Origin of the sequence: Pantoea eucrina, assembly GCF_001691555.1 — a bacterium.
Lineage (GTDB): Bacteria > Pseudomonadota > Gammaproteobacteria > Enterobacterales > Enterobacteriaceae > Pantoea > Pantoea borealis.
On sequence record NZ_MAYN01000004.1, the window covers coordinates 70,269 to 90,515 of the forward strand.

Genomic DNA, 20,247 nt, shown 5'->3' on the forward strand with positions numbered 1-20,247 from the left:
ACCGGAGCGAGCTTGCGCGGCCAGCACATCTGCAATTTGAAGTATGACGGGGATATAATGCGTCGCACATTATACATAACGGGAAAGCATCATGGCGAAAACCGCAGCAGCTTTACATATCCTCGTGAAAGAGGAAGCGCAGGCGAAAGCCCTGCTGGCGCAGCTGGAAAAAGGGGGCAACTTTCAGCAGCTGGCAAAAAAACATTCAACCTGCCCGTCCGGCCGCAATGGCGGAGATTTAGGGGAGTTTCGTCAGGGGCAGATGGTACCGGCTTTTGATAAGGCGGTTTTTACCTGTCCGCTGCTGAAGCCTTACGGACCGGTAAAAACCGCGTTTGGTTACCACATCATTAAGGTGCTGTGGCGCAATTAATCACTCTGACTCTTCATCTGCTGCAGCACATTGCTGCACTGATTGTCGTCCGTGTCGCTGGGTGAAATCAGGGCCAGCAGTGCGGCGGCCGGCGCCACAACAGCACCCAGCGCCACGGCCGCTGCACCGCGCGCAATCAGCGGCCCCGTTTTTACTCCGGCATCCGGATTTTTAAAGGTTCCGCGCACGTAGAGCGGAGAACGCAGCGTGATAATGCGAATGCCTTTACTCTCCGGATTCACCGACAGATCGAGCCGCTCGTTAGCAAAGTTCACGTTGCCGGTAACGTTGATCACCGCATTTTCGGTGTCGAACACAAACAGGCGCGGCGTTGCCACCCCCTGGCGCAGCGTCAGATCGGTGGCGGCACAGTTGATGCGCACTTCATCATCACCAAACAGTTTACCCACCACATAGTTTCCGACGTTAAGCCCGGCAATTTCCATCAGGCTGCGGCTGATCAGGCCGTTGTTCATCAGCAGCCGCAGCTGGCCGTTGCTGCTGCCCAGCAGAGCGGCAACCGAATTACCGGTACCACTTAACGTTGCGTCTCCGTTGAGCTGGCCCAGACTGCGCTGCATCGCGGTTACATCAGGAAACAGCTGGCGCAGCTGCAGCTTACGCGCGTGCAGATCGGCCCGGCCGCGCATGGGCGAGCGACTGCCTTCCAGCCGGATAGTGGTATTAATATTGCCGCCGGCCATACCAAAGCGCAGCGGATCAAGCAGCAGATCGCCTTTTTCCAGCGTCAGATGCGTGTAGAGATCGCTGAGCGGCAGCTTACTGCTGTGTTCAATGCGCTTGCCGCTAAACTTCACATCGGCATCCATCGCGTCCCAGCTTTTGGTCTCAAACTTATCGTAAGGCAGTACACGATCGGCTGGCTGCGTGGCGGCTTCACCACGCTGCGCCTTCGCCCGCGCCGTTTTCTCGCTGCCTTTACCGGAATCAACACCAATCAGCGGGCCAAGATCGGCCATGCGCAGCTGACGTGAAGTCAGCTCACCGCTCAGCTTCGGCCGGGGTTTGCCCTGACGATAGGTGAGTGACCCGTGAATATCACTGTCACCGATGTGACCATTGAATTTTTCATAGCGAAACAGCGCGCCCTTTGCATCATTAAAGCGGGCCGTGAGATGGCCATCCGTTTCATAAGGCGGGGTATCAGGCAGCAGCACGCCGGTTAAGCCATAAAGACTGGCCAGCGTATCGCCGGAAAAACGCAGACGCACATCCAGCCCGCCCAGGTTCAGCGGATCCTGCAGCGTGCCTTCCAGCCTCACCCGCGTGGTGCCGTTACGCACATCTGCCTGCAGCGGAAACGGCGTGGTTTTACTGCGCAGTGAGAGCATGCCACCAATTCTGCCTTCGCCGGAAAGCGGCTGCTGGTTATAGGTGCCTTTCGCCTGCCAGCCAAAAACAAAATCGCCGGCACCTTTTTGCTTATCATTGCCGCCGGTGACCTGGGCATAAGGCACGGGTTTACCGAGGGAGTTGATATTTACCGTGACATCGGCTTTGTTGATCGCATCGCGGTAGCGCAGCTGCCCCTGATCAAACAGAATGTTATCCATCCGGAACGACCAGGCAGAAGGAGCGGCGTCGGCTTTGCTGTTTTCACTGCTGGCGAGCGTAAATGTCCAGTTGTTCTTTTTGCTGGCGAGCTGTATCAGGCGCGCGTCAGGCTGCTGCAGTTTAATCCATGGCAGGTAGATCTCTTTATGCAGCAACGCCAGGGGTGCCAGCGTCGCATCAACGCGCTGCAGATGTACCATGGTGACGTCAGGAATGTCGGGGGGATTGCCCAGCATGATATCTTCAGCGTGAACCTGCGGCCAGGGGATCCAGCTGCGCCAGCCCGGCTCAGCGCGGTTACGCGCCCAGTGCACGCCAAGATCGCCGCGTATAGCGAAGGGACGGTTCAGCTCTGCTGAGACTTTCTGGTTGATGGTTGGTTTCAGGCGGTTCCAGTCAAAAGTGGCTATTACCACAACCAGTACCACGATCAGTAGCAACAGAATACCGGCCACCCAGCTGGCAGCTTTTCCCGTGCGAGTCATGCTTTTTCCTCCTTGTTCCCACGTCTCATTAAAGATAGTCGAGACGCGGCGTAACAACATCAGAGAAGCATTAACGGCAGAGACTCCAGCTGGCTGAAAGGCAGCGGACGGGAGAAAAAGTATCCCTGTGCCGCAATAGCGGGTGAAGATTGCACCTGACGCCACTCCTCTTCAGTTTCCACGCCTTCCACTATAACGCCATTGCAGTAACGGTTGATAAGCATCAGCAGCGTTGAGAAAAGGATCCGCCCCTCTTCTGACGCGCGCAGCAGCATAAAGAGTTCACGGGACAATTTGATATAGTCATAGCGCAGCTCGGTGAGCGCGGAAAAATTTGCCATGCCGGAGCCAAAATCATCCAGCCATAGCGGCCCCAGTTCCGGCATCTGTGCCACCATCTCTTCCTGCGGCAGCGCATGATGTTCAGTCAGTTCAAAACGCACCCACGGCAGCCGGCCGATCAGCGTCCGGAGATCCGGATGCTGCTGTATCGCCAGCAGCGTCGGCCCATCAATATTGACCGATGCCACCAGCTGATGGCGGATGAAAAAGCGGGAACACGTCAACAGCAGAGAGAGTTGTTCATGTACCACATCCAGCCGCTGCTCTGTCGACAGCGCAGCAAAGTAGTTTTCCGGTGAAAGCCGCTTTTCCGGCATAGCGGCGTGCGTGACAGCGGTCAGCAGCTCAATCGCCAGCAGGCGGCCGGTTATCTGATAAATGGGCTGAAAAGTATAAGTCCGCTGACACTGCTGCCAGGAAAACGAAATGTCCGGTTGGGTATATTCGGGAGAAGCGGGCAGCCGGTGTCCAAAATTTTTCATCACCATGGTTTTTTCCTGGTCGGTGGTGAGTGCCTGCAGAAAGCAACCCGGCGGCAAGTATCGGCTGGTTCCTGGATAACTTTATCGCTTTGTGCAGCCATATAGGGCGTCGAGTCTAACAGCGCGCCTCTGGCTTAATCGCAGAAACAGAGGATGCTTTGTCTGCTAAATCGTCACCAGATGGCCCTTTAAAAGACTTAAGGCAAACTACGTCGCTCAAGACGCAGTCGCCGGAAGGGTTCGGAAAAAGGCGCAGAGAGGCGTCATTTTCTGCTGCATTTTTCTATAACAGATTTGCCTTAACACTCTGTTTTATCCCCTTCATTGCACTTAGGGCTTTTCTTTTATCTTTTGCACGCTCGCTGTGATACGCACACATTATTCTTCCTAAACATAACCCTTTAAATTCAGTGCATTAAAAGCCAGATCCTGCCAGCCAGGCATAGTCTGATTCTGCCTGACTTACTGTTTTTCGGCTGGACGACAAACTGAAATAAGGCCATCTTTTAATCAATAACAGCAGGACGCTGTTCCTTCGGCCGCAGAAAAACAACGACTATATGCCCTGCTCAGGACAGATTTATGCACACAGAAATTATCAATATCTGGCCATCCGGTGATGCGCCAGGTGCCAGTGACTCCCGCGCTCAGCCGCAGATTGTCGACCTGGCTAAAGAGTATGAACCTTACGATCGCGCAGCAACCGGCGTGCGCTGTCCGGAAATGGCCATCTGGTATCCGGAAACCTCTAACGGTATTACCCTGCTGGTAGCACCGGGCGGCGGTTACCAGCGGGTACTGATCGATCGTGAAGGCAGCGCGCTGGCAACGTTTTTTACCTCGATGGGTTATACGCTGGCCGTCATGACATATCGCCTGCCGTATGACGGGCATCATGAAGGCGCAGATGCGCCGCTGGCCGATGCCCAGCGGGCGGTCCGCGTGCTGCGCGAACGGGCGCAGCAGGGGAAAAACGGTAAATATATTGTGATGATGGGCTTTTCTGCGGGCGGGCACGTCGCTGCCTCGCTGGGAACGCGGTTTAACGAGAAGCTCTATCCGGTACAGGATCGCAGCGATGCACTCTCACCACGTCCCGATGCTATGGTGCTGATCTACCCGATTATCAGTATGCGTGACGGTCTGGCGCATGAAAGTTCACGTACGCGCCTGCTGGGTGCCTGGCCGGATCAGAAAACTATCGATGCCTATTCGCTGGAGACGCGCGTTCATGCGCAGACGCCGCCAGCGCTGCTGATCCATGCGGCTGATGATGAAGCGGTTTCCGTTAACCACAGCATGCTGTTTTTTAGCGCGCTGCGTGAGCATAAAATTCCGGCGGAGATCCATTTTTATCAGAAGGGCGGGCACGGTTTTGGTATTCGCGGCGTGGCCGATCTGCCCCTGGCGAGCTGGCCAATGCTGGTTACCGAATGGCTGCGGGCGAAAACCTGACGTTATTCCCGTCCCGGGCGCCATGAATGGCGCCCCTACGGGAGTTTCATTGCAGGGGCGCATTTATGCGCCCCGGGTTGGGGCTGGCAACCGGGCGCCATTAATGGCGCCCCTACGGGAGTTTCATTGTAGGGGGCGCATTTATGCGCCCCGGGTTGGGGCGGGCAACCGGGCGCCATTAATGGCGCCCCTGCGGGAGTTTCATTGCAGGGGGCGCATTTATGCGCCCCGGGTTGGGGCGGGTGCCTCAGGAGGCAGGAATGGCCGGGTCGGCGCTGATTTCTGCTTTACTGCTCTCTTCTGTTGCCGGTGCTGCAGGCGCATCGGGCACCGTCATCACCTTGTTCCAGCTCTCCTGCAACATCTTCACATTGGTTTCTGCTTCGCCCTGCGGCTGGATCAGTACCATCGTCAGCTCCTGCGTCAGCTGCTGACGCAGCTCCTGGTTGAGCTGCTCGCGTGTTAACTCACTCAGAAAAGACTGACGCAGCTTCTGATACTGCTCAGGAGCAATATCCACCACTGCATTCTGCTGCGAGCGCAGACGCTGCCCCATCAGAATATCGGTATCCGTGCGGGCGTAGGTCGTAAACAGCTTATTCAGCTCCAGCAGCTTCTGCGCCATAAGCGCATCAAATTCATCCTGCGGCAGCCCTTTATCGCGAACCACGGCCAGCGCTTTCGCAATCTGATTCATATTTTGCGGCAGTGAGGCATTGGGGCTTTCCATATTGATGGAGCACTGCGCACGCTGATAAAGCACGCGGCAGTCAAAGCCGACCTGCACATTTTGTGCTTTATTGTCTGCAAGCGCGCGCTGCACATGCCAGAACAGCGCTTCACGCGCCAGATCGCTCTGCCAGTAGCGTTGCAGATACTGCGATTCGCGAATCGGCTGCCAGGCCGTATCCCACACCAGCGACAGCCGATCCTGCGCCAGAGAGCCATCAACCAGATTAACCGGCTGATGCGGCAGCGGTGCCAGCGTCGGCAGCGGTGCCGGCGTATCGCGTTTTCCTTTCAGCGCTGAGAAGGTCTTGCCAATCTGCTCCGTAATACTGCGGCTGTCGACATTGCCGACGACATAGAGCGTCATATTATCTGGCGTATACCATTGCTGGTAAAAGCTGTTCAGCTGGGCAGAATCGACCGGTGCGCGTGGCGCTTCACCAGGGTCATGCGCCAGCATGGTTGAGCCTTTCAGGCGATAGCGCCACCAGACATCCTGCGTATTGGGTGGCCAGGTAGCGATGGGATCGGTAGCGCTTAAAGCCGTTGTGACCACCTGCTCATTAATACTCATTTTACCTGCGGTCGCGGCCAGCCAGTTTAAGGCTTCTTTGAGCAGTTCTGGCCGGTTATTGGGCAGACTGAGATTGTACTGGGTGTAGTCATATGACGAGATCGCGGGTGGCAGCGGACGCTGCGGATCCATCGCCTGCTGCCACAGCGCGCGCTGCTGATTGGTATCCAGCGCGGTGTTATGCACCATCGCCAGGCGCGGTAACAGGTGACTGAAACCGGTCTGCTGTGCGCTCTCCACCAGCGAGCCGGTATTGACTACCAGACGAAGCTCAATGCGATCGCTGGGACGTTGTGGTGTGGTCAGCAGCTGCCAACTGAACCCATTGTCCAGTTTGCCCTCCTGCCAGGCGGGATCGGGCTGAAGTGTTTCGGCCTGCGCGCCGAAACCGGTCGCTGCAAGCAGCAAGCCGCCAACCAAAAGCCGAATTCTGGTGCCCTGCATGTGAACCCCTAATCAAACAGATAAACGCTCGTTAGCGCGGACTGACTGGCCACCGGGAAAGCGGCCCGCACGGCGTATTGCCGCCGCGTTTATTTAATGACAGTTCCTTTGACCACAAGATGGCCAGGAAGTCGCGCAACGAGGAAAAAAATCGGGAAAAAAATCAACGGGGTTTATTATGCAAATGCCCGCTGTCAGGGCAAGTGACAGCGGGCATTTAATCAGAAATTAACGCAAATTGAGGATTATGCGCCGGTATGAGAGACGTGATTGACCTTTTTCGCTGAAGAAAGCGTCTCTTTCAGCTGGTTTTCATCCAGCTGGCCCACCCATTTAGCCACCACCACCGTGGCCACGCCGTTACCTACCAGGTTGGTCAGCGCGCGCGCTTCGGACATAAAGCGGTCGATGCCCAGAATCAGCGCCAGACCCGCTACCGGCAGATGCCCTACCGCAGAGAGCGTCGCGGCCAGAACAATAAAGCCGCTTCCGGTAACGCCGGCCGCCCCTTTAGAGGAGAGCAGCAGAACCACCAGCAGGGTGATCTGATGGACAATGTCCATATGGGCGTTGGTTGCCTGCGCAATAAACACAGCAGCCATGGTCAGATAGATTGAGGTGCCATCCAGATTGAACGAGTAGCCCGTCGGAATGACCAGCCCTACTACCGATTTCTTACAGCCGAGGCGCTCCATTTTATCCAGCATGCGCGGCAGCGCTGATTCAGACGATGAAGTGCCCAGCACAATCAGCAGCTCTTCTTTGATATAGCCGATAAACTTAAAGATGTTAAAGCCAGCCCAGCGTGCAATCGCGCCCAGCACGATCACCACAAAGAGGATACAGGTGATATAGAAACAGATGATCAGCTGGCCGAGCTGCACCAGCGAGCCGACACCATATTTACCGATAGTGAAGGCCATGGCGCCAAATGCACCGATAGGCGCCAGACGCATGATCATGTTAATCACGCCAAAGATCACTTTTGAGAAGCTTTCAATAACGTTGAACATCACGGTGCCGGCGCTGCCGAGGCGATGCAGCGCGAAGCCAAACAGAATAGCGAACAGCAGTACCTGCAGAATGTTGCCGCTGGCAAATGCACCGATGACGCTGCCCGGGATGATATCAAGCAGGAACGCGATCACACCCTGCTGTTCTGCCTGCTGTGCATAGACAGCCACGGCTTTCGCATCGAGGGTAGCCGGATCCACGTTCATTCCAGCGCCAGGCTGAACCACGTTTACCACGACCAGCCCGATTAGCAGCGCGATAGTACTGACGATTTCAAAATAGAGCAGCGCGACTGCGCCGGTGCGCCCAACGGCTTTCATGCTCTCCATGCCGGCGATACCGGTCACCACCGTACAGAAGATCACGGGGGCGATGATCATCTTGATCAGCTTTACAAAACCATCACCAAGCGGCTTCATTTGCGCGCCCAATTCCGGATAGTAATGGCCTAACAGAACGCCGATGCCGATGGCAACCAGCACCTGAAAATAGAGGCTTTTAAACAGTTTCATAACAGGTGTCCAGGTAGAGACGGCATTCACCGCCTGTGTCAGGGAGAAACGCATGCGGCAAGCCGCCTGAGCGCGTAAAACCTTACCGATGAATTGAAAATAACACCCTGTTAACAGGATGAGTATCCCCTGACATTCCTTACAAAAGTTACAAAACTCTAACTATGAACTGAAACGCTTCAGCTAGCGCTGTGCCGCGGTTTCTGCAGAACAATCAATTGATAAGGTCACTATCACGGGTGTGAATAGCGCTGCAGCCAGCCCTGCTCAAAGGTCGTAAGCGACAGGGCTTCAGCGTACAGGTAGCCCTGACCGATAGTGATGCCACGCGCCAGCAGCCAGTCGCGCTGCTCGGCCGTTTCAACGCCTTCCGCTATCACATCAGCATCCACAATCTTTGCCACGGCGGACACAATGCGCACCATGGTGTCATCATCCGGCAGCGCGGCAACAAAGCTGCGATCCATCTTCAGCTTGTTCACCGGTAACGCTTTAAACTGATGCAGATAATTGAGATTACAGTAACCCATACCAAAATCGTCCAGCGCGACGGCAACCCCGGTCTGCTGCAGCGCGCGCAGCAGCGCCATCGCCTGTTCTGCGTCGCCTATCCCGGCGGTTTCGGTCACTTCCAGTACTAACGATCCCGCCTGGATGCGATGCCGCTCCAGCAGGCTCTGCAGATGAGCCACCATGCCGCTGTCGCGCAGCTGGACGGCTGAAATATTCACGCTCAGCGGCAGCGTAATACCCCGTCGCTGCCAGCCGGCCAGAATACGGCACGCCTCTTCAAACACCCAGCGGCCGATGGCAGAAATCACACCAATCTCTTCCGCGCTGGCGATAAACTCTTCCGGCAGCCCGTAGCTGCCATCCGCCATGCGCATACGCAGCAGTGCTTCAGCACCCGCCAGCTCGCCGGTTGCCATGTTGAGCTGTGGCTGCAGATACAGCGCAAACTCGCCCTCCTGTAGCCCCTGCAGAATGTCATGCTCCTGGGTCAGCCGCTTTTGCGCCCGCTCAGTCAGTACCGGATCAAAGAACAGGATCTGATTTTTCCCCTGATGACGTGCTGACATCATGGCGGATGTCGCCCGATCCAGCTGCTCACGGGCAGAGCACAGGCTCTCATCAGAGAGTGACAGCCCGATACTGGCATTGGGTCGCAGCTGCAGCTGATACAGATTTACCGGCTGATTGATGCGCAGCATCAGGTTGCGCGCCAGGCGCATTGCGCGGAACGGGTTGTGCGCCCGCTTCAGCAGCAGCGCAAAATCGCTGAGGCCCGTCTGCGCCAGCAGGGTATGGTCATCAATCGTGCTGCGGATTTTCCCGACCAGCGTGAGCATCAGCGTATCGCGCTGCTCATCGCTCAGCACGCCGTTGGCTTCCTGCAGCGTTTCAATCCGAATAACCATGACGCTCCAGGGCTGCTGCCGGTGACGCTGCTGCAAATGCTGGTCGAGCAGCGCCAGAAACAGCGTGCGATTAGGCAGATCCGTCACGGCAAAATGGGTGGTCAGACGGCTCATCTCATCGTGAACAGACTCCAGCACCTGCTGATTACGGTTATAGCTGCGGATCAGCATGCCTATCTCATCATCACGGTGATTGCCGGGCAGCGTCAGCTTGTGTGTCAGAATGGCGGGCGGCGGCAGTTCCTGCAGCTCGCGTGAAATATCGCGCAGCGGATGCACAATCAGGCGGTTAATACACCAGCTGATCGCAACCGAAAGGATCAGCGCCATCAGCAGCCAGGTGGTGATCATGGTTGAGAGCGTGCTCAGCAAAAACTGATAAACGCGCGAGGAGTCCGCCTGAAGCACCAGATAGGCGATGGGTTTTGGCATGCCGCCCCGCTCAATCGCATACAGCGGCAGCGTGATCTGCACCGGCAGCTCAAACAGGCGGGCGACCAGACGCGGAACCGGCTTTTCCGGTGCGAAGTCGGCGTGCAGTGCCTGAAACGCATTGGGCAGCACAACATCCGCCCGCGACAGGATACCGGCGGGTTTGAGCGTGTTAAGAATATGTTCAGCCTGAGGAATGTCCGCTTTCAGCACCGCTTCTGAGAGTGGCTGGCGTACCGTGTGCGCCACATTCTCCATCTGCTGGGCGTAGTCAATCCTGCGCTGCTGCACAAAATGAAAAAGCTGGATAACGATAAAAATCGTGATCGTTACCAGCACAACCGCAGACACGGCTGCCATTTGCTTGATGGTTAACGAGCGACTGACGCGCAACAAAATCTCTCCCGGCCGCAATGCCGCCATAATCCGCAGTGATAGTAGCCTGAATGCGCAGCAAGTATATCCCAGGTCTCAGAGGTTGTACGTCGCGATAAGAGTGAAAATCATCAGTCGGGAGGAAGGGAGACGCGTTTTCAGCGTTTTACCCGTACAGGTTACGGGAGAAAGCGAGCGCGCACCGCGCGCTCGCGGAGCAGCATTAACGCTTTTCCTGCAGGGCAAGCCATACCAGCAGCTGCAGACTGGCAGAGAAGTAATTCTGTTCCGGCTGAATGCGGTCGCTGAGATGACTGGTCTGGTTCAGCGTCAAATCGCGTACGGCGGTCAGGCCACCTTCCATATTATAGGGTGCCGGGCTGTTAGCCAGGACATCGAACCAGGCCGGTGTGGTCTGGCGCGGATAGCCCTGCCAGACGCGCTGAAACGGCACCAGTCGCAGGCTCTGCGGATCGTACCACCAGATATTCAGCGGCACGCGAATCGCATCATAACTGAACCGGTTAGAGTAACCCACAGCCGGGGCGACAGAGCCATCGGCGTTCAGCGCGACCCAGTCCAGCGGCAGCGCGGTTTTACCAAACTGCATCTCACCCAGTAGCGTCATACCATCGTCAATGAGCGCATTCCAGACGCGCAGATGGCTCTGCCGGGCAAACGCCTCCCAGGCGGCAAACAGGAAATAGGAGGGGTTCAGCACGACGTAGCTCGATTTATTAAAGCCGCTGGCACCGGGCAGCATAACTTTATGTCCGGCATAATCGATCACGTTCAGTTTGATGATCGCACGCTGAATGCGATCGGAAGCCTGCTGGTAGTCGCCTCCCCACTTCTGTGCCGCACGCTGCAGTGCCCAGGCGATCAGCACATTACCGTCGCTGGCGTCATTTTTGTCCGCCACCGGATCGGCAGCGTCAGGCACATAACGCCAGTAGAACAGATCATTTTGCGGATTATGCAGGTGCGTACGCGTCCACTGCCACAGCAGATCAAACGTAGCCCGATCGTTATTCGCCACCGCCAGCAGCATCCCGTAGCCCTGACCTTCCGTATGGCTGACGCCTTTATTGCCGGTATCGACAATGCGTCCGTCGCTGTTCAGAAAGCGGGATTTATAACTGCTCCAGCCGTCTGCCGTCGCCTGGGCGCTAAAAAATATCATCATTAAACAGAGCATCCACTGACGCCCGTGCCGCATTACATTCATTACCGCTTCCTATTGATATCGATACAGCAGCGTTACGCCATTGTTGTTTTCCAGCGTCAGCGGTACTGCGTCGCTGCCGCCCTGATCGCGCAGCCACTGCGCATACAGGCCGCCCAGCACGGCGCCCATTGCCAGCTGCCAGCGTTCCGCTGGCAGCGTGTCGTGACCTGCCGGCAGCGCATGATGCTCAATCTGAATCGCATTTTCTGCCGGATGCAGCTGCACAAATCCCCAGTTGAAGCGGGCCAGCTGCAGATTCATCTCCCGCTCCAGATCCTGCACGGTATGCGCAACCGGCAGTGGATAACGCCTGGCCAGCGTCTCCCCGGTGCTGGCCAGGAAAGCCGCGGCCTCGTCGCCGCCGTTCTCCAGTACGCTCTCTGTCATTACGCAGACCAGATCAAACCAGCCAGGCTGATGCGACCAGGTCGCACGTGCGGTGGGTTGCTCGCTCATCAGTTGTCTCCAAACATATAGCGGAAGTAGAGGTTAGCGGTGCTTTCGTTATAGTCGCCAAAGGTGTCATACCCCAGCTGACCGCCGATCGTGACATCTTTGTTGATCTTATAATCTGCACCGGCGTGCAGGTTGTAGCCCACGCCATTTTTACTTTCACCGCTGTAGTAAGCACTTCTGACAAAGCCGCGGTCGGCCAGACTCTGCAGCTGCGACTGCAGCGCAGCGTTGTCCGGGAAGTAGGCGCTCTTGTCCTGGCTGTAAGACTGATAGCCGACCGATCCCCCGACGTTGACTTTCAAATCGTCAAACTGACGGCTGAACTCCACCGGGAACGAGACGGACGCGTAGTTCTGCGGGCTGAAATAACCGCCCTGCCCATAACTGAAATAGCTGAGGTTTTTGGAGAAATCCATCCAGGAGAGGTTCATCCCCACCTTCAGCTCGCGATCGTCATAATGGAAAGGCCGTACATAAACGCCTGCGGTTGCCTGCACGCTCTGGTTGCTCGCCACATTTTCGCCAATATAGCTATAGGCGCCACCGCCGGCATAGAGTCCGGCATCGCCGTTGTCATAGCTCAGCAGCGCATTCGCCCCGTTTTTCGTGACGCGTCCCCAGCGTTTACCGCTGGTCTTATCTTCTGCTCCCACATAGGAGAGCAGGCTGTCGGTCATGGCCCGGCGTTCACCGGTCAGGATCAGCGTCAGGAAATCCGTGAGTTTTGGTGACCACTGGATCCCGCCCACCAGCGTGCTGAGATCCTGGCCCAGCGGCGTGCTGCCAATATCGATTTTATAGCTGTCGCCCTTCAGCGCCATATTCAGCTCAACGCCGGAAGCGGACTGTGAATCGGTGGCTGAAGCGGGAACGTCCGTGATTTTCGCATCCCCGGCTGCCACGACATTGCCCTGCACCAGCGCATTGCTGCCAAAGCGGCGCCATGCATCTCCGCCAGCGCTGCCCGCGGTCAGTGAAACCGGCGTAACAGTAAAATCAAACCGCGACTCGCCAAACGGCACCGTGGAAAAGGTCAGCGGCGCTTTCGCTTCGGTCAGCTTACTCAATCCTGATTCGCCATCGCGTCCGCGCACCTGCATCTGTCCCTGTACCCAGGTCCCGGTTTTCTCCTGCAGCGCGTCCATCATCGTGTCAATCTGATGCAGCGTCTGGTTCTGCTGCAGCACAGGCGTATTGGCTGCCAGCGTACTGTCGGCGGTGCTGCCTGCAGCCGGTGCGTTCTGCCACGGCATGACCGCGCCATAGCTGGAAGATGACCGGCCAACCGGCGAGGTGCTGCGATTGATAAAGGGATTATCCGCCAGCGCCAGTCCGCCAACCGTGGGTACGCTGCCGCTTTGTGCACCCTGCAGACCAATCATTTTACCGCGCGCGGTACGCAGATAACGCATCGCTTCGCTATGTTCGCCGTTGGCTTCCGCTACGCGCGCCAGCAGCAGCAGCCGCTCCGGTGTCTCTTCATTGCGCAGCCCGCGCGTCAGCGTGTTTGCCCTGCTGATATCATTCTCTGCCAGCGCCACGTTAATGGCGCCGGTGCGCGCGTCCTGCTGCGGCGTATCCTGCGTGATCAGATAGTCATAGACCACGCCCGCCTCTTTATTCATTTTGCCGGACTGATAGAGGCGCGCCATGGCAAACATCAGATCGCGGTTTTGCGGATCCTGCTGCAGCGCACCCACCAGTTTGTCATAGGCCGCCGCATACTGTTTCTGCTCACGCAGGCGATCCACTTCGTTGATCAGATAGCCGTTGCGTACATCAGCCAGCTGCGCGGGCGTACTGCGTGCCTGCAGCTCAGGTGAACTGAGAAAACGCTGCGCTTCACTGCCTAATCCGGCCTGATTAAGCACCGTGACCTGCGCAGCATAGTCCCCGGCGTTACCCTGCACGCCGCGCTGCATGTTGCTGCGTACCACCGCTACGGCGCTGGTGATATCACCCGCTTTAGCCAGTTTCTCCGCCAGATTGCCGGCGTCCACCGGATTAGCCGGCGGCGTGGCGGCCAGCGCGCGCAGCGTGTTCGCCGCCGCCGCATCCGAGCCCTGCGCCAGATACTGGTCAGCCGTCGCCATCTGCAGATTGAAGTTAACGCGCTGCGCCAGCTCGCGCATGGCAGCGGTTTTACTGCGATCGGGAATACGCGCCAGCAGCTGGCTGGCCTGCTGCCATGCGCCGCTTTCACTGGCGTTAAGCGCACCGGCATAGAGTTCGCTGCTGGTCGCGCCATTGCGCATCACCGGCTGCATCACGTTGGCGGCCATCAGCGTATTGCCCTGCGCGCGGTAGAGCCGCGCCAGATCCAGACGCAGCCAGCCATCGGTGGGATAGCGCTGTACGCCACTGGTCAGCGTGGCGATCGCGGCAGCGCTGTTGCCTGCGGCCTGCTCGCGTTTCGCCTGTGCCCGGATGGGATCGCTGTTGTTACCGCGTGGCGCCACGCTCTGCCGCACGCTGTCGGGCAGTGAGGCGAGCAGGCTGCTGGCTTCAGCACTGCGGTTCTGCTGACGCAGCACATAGAACAGCCCCTCTTTGGCGCTGCGGTTATCCGCATCGCTTTGCAGGATCGCACGGTAGGTCTGCTCCGCCTGCTCCGGCTGATTAGTGCGGCGCTGCACATCGGCACGGAACAGTTTAGCCGCTACGCCTTTTTCACCTTCCGCCTGGGTCAGGGGTTCACTCAGCGACAGCGCCTGTGCACTGTCGCCACTTTTCAGCGCCTGCTGCGCGGCCGCGAGCTGTGCGTAAAAACGGGCGTCCGCCGCCTGCTTCTGCCGTGCCTCACTCTGATCGCCGCCCAGCTGTGCCGCCCGGTTCAGGTAGTCTGCGGCTTCAGCGTAGCGTCCGGCACGCTGCGCGACATAACCCATACCCGCCAGGGCATCCGCATCCTGCGGGTTCGCCTGCAGCACCTTCTCAAAGCTGGACTGCGCACCGCTGACATCGCCACTGTTCAGTGCCGTAAAGCCGGCCCCTTTTTCCGCACCGCCCACGTTTTTGCGGTAGTAATCCAGCACCCCGTTATCCTGAGGATGACGCTGCTGCCATGTCTGATAGAGCGCAGCATCAGAGGCCTGCGGTGCCAGCCAGAGCAGCGCCTGACGCAGCGAGCGATCGGCCTCTTTGTTGCCGTCAGCCATACCGGCCAGCAGCTCGATCCCCTGCCGGCGGGTCGACTCCTGATAGGTCATCGCTTTGCCCAGCGCCAGCTGCGCGCCGGTATCCTGCGGATGATCGGCAGCGAACTGGCGCAGTGCCTCTACGGCCTGCGGCAGCAGCGTGCGATCGCCGGCCATGGCCAGGTAATATTCGGCGGCGACGCTCGCCGGTGGTTCGTTGCCGCTAAAGGTATTACGCCACGTCTGCAGCGCGGCAGCGATATTGCCGCTGCGCGCCTGCTGACGCGCCAGCGACAGCTGCGCCTGCGGAATACTCTGCAGCTGACGTGCGTTATCCAGCTCGGCCAGATGCGCATCATTGGGTGAAACGGCGCTCAGCCGCGCACGCCACTGTGCTGCCTCGGCGGTACTCCCGGTCTGCTGAGAGTAGAGCGCCAGCAGATAGAGCGCCTGAGTATTATTGGGCTCCGCCTGCAGAATTTTCTGCAACGACGCCTTCGCCAGATCGTCATGCGCTTTCTGATGCCAGTAGGCCGCCTGGTCAAACAGCGCCTGAAGCGCAGGGTTATTGCTCTCTGCCGCCAGCAGCGGCTGAGAAAGCGTCAGCGCCCCGCCCAGCAACAGGGCGTGGCGGATGCCGGCACTCAGTATATTTTTATGCATTTTTTATCCTTACTTCCTGCCGGACTGACTGTCTGCTTTGGGGTTAAGACGCCGCCATGCATGACGCTTCAGCATGAGCCAGGCGCTGCTGCCGATCAGTACGGCCACCAGCAGCGCGGCCAGTGCCATCAGCACCGAGTGCTGGTTGGCATACCAGACCACCATCATGTACCACGGCATTTCACCGCTCGGAAACTGCGGACCAACCCGGAAGCTGCGGATCCCATTTTCATCGGTAATGATGGCGGTATCGCCGCGAATACCGGCGTTGATACGCGCTGAATTGAGATCGTCATGCAGGCGCAGCAGCTGCTGATCGCTGGTTGCCACCGTCATGACCACCAGCCGGTCGGCGCTCCACGGCGAGCGATAGCTGACAAAGCCGCGCCACGCCTCATTTGAGGAAAAGTAGCGATCGGCATCCAGCTCCTGGCGATACCAGTCGCCGGTCAGCCAGCCGTGCAGTTTTTCCATCAGGCCTGGCTCGTTAACGCTCAGCGTATTGCCACTGGTCTGCCACGGCGTGCCGTGCAGCATCTGCTGCGTAAAGGCGCTGTGCTGCATGGTGCTCACCGCCAGCACATCATTCTGCTGCAGCCGGCTCAGATTGGTGCCGCCTTCAGGCAGGCCAAACAGTACCTGATTTTGTACCAGCGCCACCCCGGTTGCGTTACCCGCGCGCGCCGCCATATCGAGTAGCGTGGCGATCTCCGCATCACCCGGTTTTTCCGGCAGCAGAAGCGTGGTCTGCGAAAAATCTGCCAGACGCGTAAACGGGAACGCGGCCCCGACAAAGTAAGAGAGATTCGGCAGCATGGTGAAGTGACGGGTGTGGCTCAGATCGATCCACGAATCCTCTTCGATGCGGCTTTTGATATTGTTGTTAAGCAGTACGCCGCACGGCGCATCCGCTTTGGGCTTGATATTAAAGTAGAGCGCCAGCTGGTTATCACCGTAAATCAGATAGGGCTCCAGCTTCAGGGTGTAGTGCTCCTGGCGCGCGTCACCCCCCAGCCGGTGCCAGGCGCTCTCCAGCAGGCCAACTTTGTTGACCGTCAGATTACGCAGGAAGGTTCCGTTGAGGGCGACATTCAGAAACGAATTGTTTTCGTCGATCCAGCTTTCAGTGGGAAAACGGTAGTTCAGGTTTACCGGGATCGTATCGCCATCCCACAAAAACAGATCGGGTGCCGCGCGGAAGTTAACGCGCAGCGCATCGTGCCAGATACCGGTGGTGGTCAGGCTCTGATCTTTTCGCAGCAGCTCACTCAGGCGTACCGGACGTGAGGTGTTGATCCAGCGCGGCGCGTCATAAGGTTTACGCTGGGCCAGCGGCTGCGGCTGCACGTTAAGCTGGCTCGCATCCGTGGTCAGCGGTTTGGTTGTCAGACGATTCGCCGCCTGACGCAGCTGCGCGTCGTCACTGCCCACAATCAGCAGCAGTTTATAGACCGGATTATCAGGATTATCGATGACCTGCAGCAGCGGGCCATTGCTGGCCGGCAGCGTCACCGTACCGATTTTGTCGCCCGGATGCCCAATCAGAATACCGTTACGCTCTGGCAGCACGCCGCGACTCACCGGAAAACGTATACCGCGGTAGTCAGACTGAATGCCCATCCACGACGCCACCAGTGCGGCAGCGCTCACCGCATCCGGCGTTACGCTGCTGGCAAAACCAAAGGTGACGCTGGCCGGCGTCATACGCTGCGCATCAATAAACGGACGCGGGAAGTTACGCAGGCTGGTGCCGATATTCAGCTGCTGGCCCTCCAGGCTCAGCGTGGTTTGCGGCAGAATCGTTACCTGATACTGCTGTGCGCTCTCTTTTTCACACAGCAGCTTATCCGCATCGTTGATTTTAAAGCTGAGGTTGTTATCTGACACTACCATGGCAGCCGGAATATCCAGCTGATAGTCACTGACGTCGCTGTCGCTGGAGCCGAGCGGCAGCGTGCCGAGCGGCTGTCCGTTCAGCATCAGCTGCAGCGACGTATTGCGCGCGGCCAGCGCTGATGAGACGCGCAGCGACAGGTTGAGCCGTGCGTTGGTAACTACCTCATCACCGGGCAGGGTAAAGACAATGCCCGACTGCAGCTGCCCGCCGGTCAGGGTGATACCCTGCTTCTGCCCCATCTGCGACACCGAAATGGTACTGCTTACCGGCTGGTTAAGAATGGCGCTTCCGGTATCAGGCGCAGGCAACAGGATTGCCGGCGCTTCAGCCTCAGCTGGCGCGGCAGTACTGCTCTCCGGCGTGTACGGGGCGGCACCGGCCGCCTGCTGCAGCTGCGCGTCAGCCGTGCTGTCGAGCCCTTCCGGCGGCGGCACGGCTGACAGCGCACTGCTGTCCTGCGTAACCGCAGGCTCTTCAGCCTGAACCGATGTCAGCAGCAGTGCGGTCGCCAGCGAACTGGCGAGCAGCGTTTGCGTTAATTTCTTCATGCTGCGCTGTCCTCTTTCGCCGCAGGCTGGTCATCACGCTTGTGCTTCTCGCGGCGATCTTTCCAGGTCAGCCAGAACAGCTCAAAAACGGTACGAATAATAGTGCCGATCGACACCAGCGGATTATCCTGCTTATACTCCGGCTGGATCCACGCATCCGCTCGCGCCAGCACGACGCGCACCAGCTCGCGGCGACGCGCCAGCGGCATTGCGCCAAAGCGCAGGCGAATCGTCTCCGCATCACCGGAAATTTTACTGACCGGAATGGTGATGGTGCCGGACTTCAGCAGCAGATCGATCTCTTCAATCTCATCCTGTTCATGCCGGTTGTCAGGCGCATCCAGCTGCGCGCCGCCCATCGAGAGATCGCTGGTGCGGGTACGCGACGAAATCCCGCTGGCGTAGTGGATCACAGCCGGGATCTGCACCTCAATACGAATGGTTTTACGCACCTGTTTGGTTTCGCGCGCCACGGCGATGGCCGCCATTAAAATAACCAGACTAAAAATCGCCCAGCCAACGTTAAGCGCAATAACCCAGGGATCGACCCCGAAATAGTCATGTGCCGTCGCGCGAACCACGCCGGCGACAATACCGATGGAGAGCAGCGTCGCGACGATGACGTGCGGCCGTACGATATGAAAATCAAAGAAGCCCTGATCGAGCAGGCCGCCTTTGTCCGTTACGTTGAACTTGCCGTGTTTTGGCGACAGCAGCGTCAGAAGGGTTGGGATCACCAGATGGAAACACATCACCGTTTCGTAAATCTCTCCCCAGAAGGTATAGCGGAAGCGACCATTCATGCGGGAGTTTACATAGAGGGACATCACCAGATGCGGCAGCACATACGCGAAGATCAGCGACGCCGAGGAGTGGATGATATTCAGGTTAAACAGCAGATAAGCCAGCGGCGCGGTAAGAAATGCCACGCGCGGCAGGCCAAACTGGAAGTGCAGCATGGCGTTGAGGTAGCAGAGACGCTGCTGCCACTTCAGGCCGCGACCAAACAGCGGATTATCCACGCGGAAAATCTGCGTCATGCCGCGCGCCCAGCGGGTACGCTGAATAACGTGCAGGCCAAGGCGCTCGGTCGCCAGACCGGCCGCCAGCGGGATCGCGAGGAATGCTGAGCCCCAGCCGCGACGCTGCATTTTCAGCGCGGTGTGCGCATCTTCTGTTACGGTTTCAACAGCAAAGCCGCCGATCTCTTCCAGCGCACTGCGCCGGATAACGGCACAGGAACCGCAGAAAAAAGTCGCATTCCAGTTGTCATTGCCCTGCTGTACCGGACCATAAAACAGCGATCCCTCATTAGGGATAGTGCGGGCGGCACGCAGGTTACGCTCAAACGGATCGGGCGAATAGAAATAGTGCGGCGTCTGCAGCAGTGCCAGCTTTGGATCCTTCAGGAAAGGGCCGACCGTTGCCTGCAGGAAAGCGCGCGTGGCGACGTGATCGCAGTCGAATACGCAGATCAGCTCGCCTTTGGTAATCGTCATCGCGTGGTTAAGATTGCCCGCTTTGGCGTGGCGGTTATCATCGCGCGTGATATAGCCAACGCCCACGTCGGCGGCAAATACCGCGAACTCGCTGCGCTTGCCGTCATCCAGCAGATAGACTTTGATTTTGTCGCGCGGGTAGTCAATACACTGCGCCGCCAGCACGGTATCGCGCACCACATCCAGACTTTCGTTATAGGTCGGTACGTAAACATCCACCGTAGGCCACAGGCGGGTATCATCCGGCAGCGGTTCAATCGTACGCTTTAAAGGCCAGGTGGTCTGCAGGAACCCGAGAATTAAAATCAGCCAGACATAAAGCTCAGCCAGATATAGACCAATACCGAGAATAGCTTCAATCTCGGAATTAAATTCCAGCGTTTCGGTAGTGCGCCACCAGATATATCGGGTCGACATCAGCGCGGAAAGAATAACCATTACCACGGTTATTTTACGGCTTTTGCTGAAGCCCAGTAAAAACATCATCCCGATGCTGATTAAACCAAAAATATATTGTTTCTGGCTGTCCATAGGCGTGATGATGATTACCGCCGCAACCGGTGCGAGCACCAGCAGCAGCAGGTAAAACCCGAGTTTACTCATGAGTCA

At 57.8% G+C, this 20,247-nt stretch carries 12 protein-coding genes; 2 read left to right on the plus strand and 10 right to left on the minus strand.

Translation table 11 applies throughout. From position 1 onward, the window contains the following. Positions 1-91: 91 nt before the first annotated feature. Complete coding sequence (gene ppiC / locus BBA90_RS02790) at positions 92-373, plus strand: peptidylprolyl isomerase PpiC (protein WP_065647823.1); 282 nt, start codon at positions 92-94, stop codon at positions 371-373. Here the strand turns inward: ppiC and BBA90_RS02795 are convergent. Both BBA90_RS02795 and pdeH read right to left on the minus strand, forming a co-directional pair. Beyond that, on the minus strand, positions 370-2,433 hold the full coding sequence (locus tag BBA90_RS02795; RefSeq protein WP_065647824.1) for an AsmA family protein: 2,064 nt from the start codon (positions 2,431-2,433) through the stop codon (positions 370-372). The two genes, ppiC and BBA90_RS02795, sit on opposite strands and share 4 nt — an antisense overlap. 59 nt (positions 2,434-2,492) lie before the next feature. After that, the gene (gene pdeH / locus BBA90_RS02800; RefSeq protein ID WP_065647922.1) at positions 2,493-3,263 is read right to left on the minus strand and encodes a cyclic-guanylate-specific phosphodiesterase; all 771 of its coding nucleotides are present in this window, start codon (positions 3,261-3,263) and stop codon (positions 2,493-2,495) included. A 576-nt stretch (positions 3,264-3,839) separates the two neighbouring features. On the opposite strand from pdeH, the gene BBA90_RS02805 reads away from it, so the two are divergent. Next, entirely contained in the window at positions 3,840-4,712 is an 873-nt protein-coding gene (locus BBA90_RS02805; protein WP_065647825.1) for an alpha/beta hydrolase, read from the plus strand. Between the two features lie 247 nt (positions 4,713-4,959). On the opposite strand, the gene BBA90_RS02810 is transcribed toward BBA90_RS02805, so the two are convergent. From BBA90_RS02810 to bcsA, 8 genes are all read right to left on the minus strand, one after another. Continuing rightward, positions 4,960-6,459: a M16 family metallopeptidase gene (locus tag BBA90_RS02810; protein ID WP_065647826.1), complete on the minus strand. Its 1,500-nt coding sequence runs from the start codon at positions 6,457-6,459 to the stop codon at positions 4,960-4,962. A gap of 245 nt (positions 6,460-6,704) precedes the next feature. After that, entirely contained in the window at positions 6,705-7,985 is a 1,281-nt protein-coding gene (locus tag BBA90_RS02815; protein ID WP_065647923.1) for a dicarboxylate/amino acid:cation symporter, read from the minus strand. A 233-nt stretch (positions 7,986-8,218) separates the two neighbouring features. Further along, on the minus strand, positions 8,219-10,228 hold the full coding sequence (gene hmsP, locus BBA90_RS02820) for a biofilm formation regulator HmsP (RefSeq protein ID WP_206099887.1): 2,010 nt from the start codon (positions 10,226-10,228) through the stop codon (positions 8,219-8,221). Positions 10,229-10,433: 205 nt separating this feature from the next. Then, a complete protein-coding gene (locus BBA90_RS02825) occupies positions 10,434-11,438 on the minus strand; it encodes a glycosyl hydrolase family 8 (RefSeq protein ID WP_065647828.1) in 1,005 nt (334 codons plus the stop codon). Positions 11,439-11,447: 9 nt separating this feature from the next. Continuing rightward, a complete protein-coding gene (bcsD, locus tag BBA90_RS02830) occupies positions 11,448-11,894 on the minus strand; it encodes a cellulose biosynthesis protein BcsD (RefSeq protein WP_065647829.1) in 447 nt (148 codons plus the stop codon). After that, positions 11,894-15,694 (minus strand): cellulose biosynthesis protein BcsC, encoded by a 3,801-nt coding sequence (locus tag BBA90_RS02835; RefSeq protein ID WP_065647830.1) that lies wholly within the window; start codon positions 15,692-15,694, stop codon positions 11,894-11,896. The genes bcsD and BBA90_RS02835 overlap by 1 nt, the downstream gene beginning before the upstream one ends. A gap of 9 nt (positions 15,695-15,703) precedes the next feature. Further along, positions 15,704-18,139, minus strand: coding sequence for a cellulose biosynthesis cyclic di-GMP-binding regulatory protein BcsB (gene bcsB / locus BBA90_RS02840; RefSeq protein WP_065647831.1), 2,436 nt, complete (start codon positions 18,137-18,139; stop codon positions 15,704-15,706). Further along, a complete protein-coding gene (gene bcsA, locus BBA90_RS02845; RefSeq protein ID WP_065647832.1) occupies positions 18,136-20,241 on the minus strand; it encodes a UDP-forming cellulose synthase catalytic subunit in 2,106 nt (701 codons plus the stop codon). The genes bcsB and bcsA overlap by 4 nt, the downstream gene beginning before the upstream one ends. Positions 20,242-20,247 lie beyond the last annotated feature (6 nt).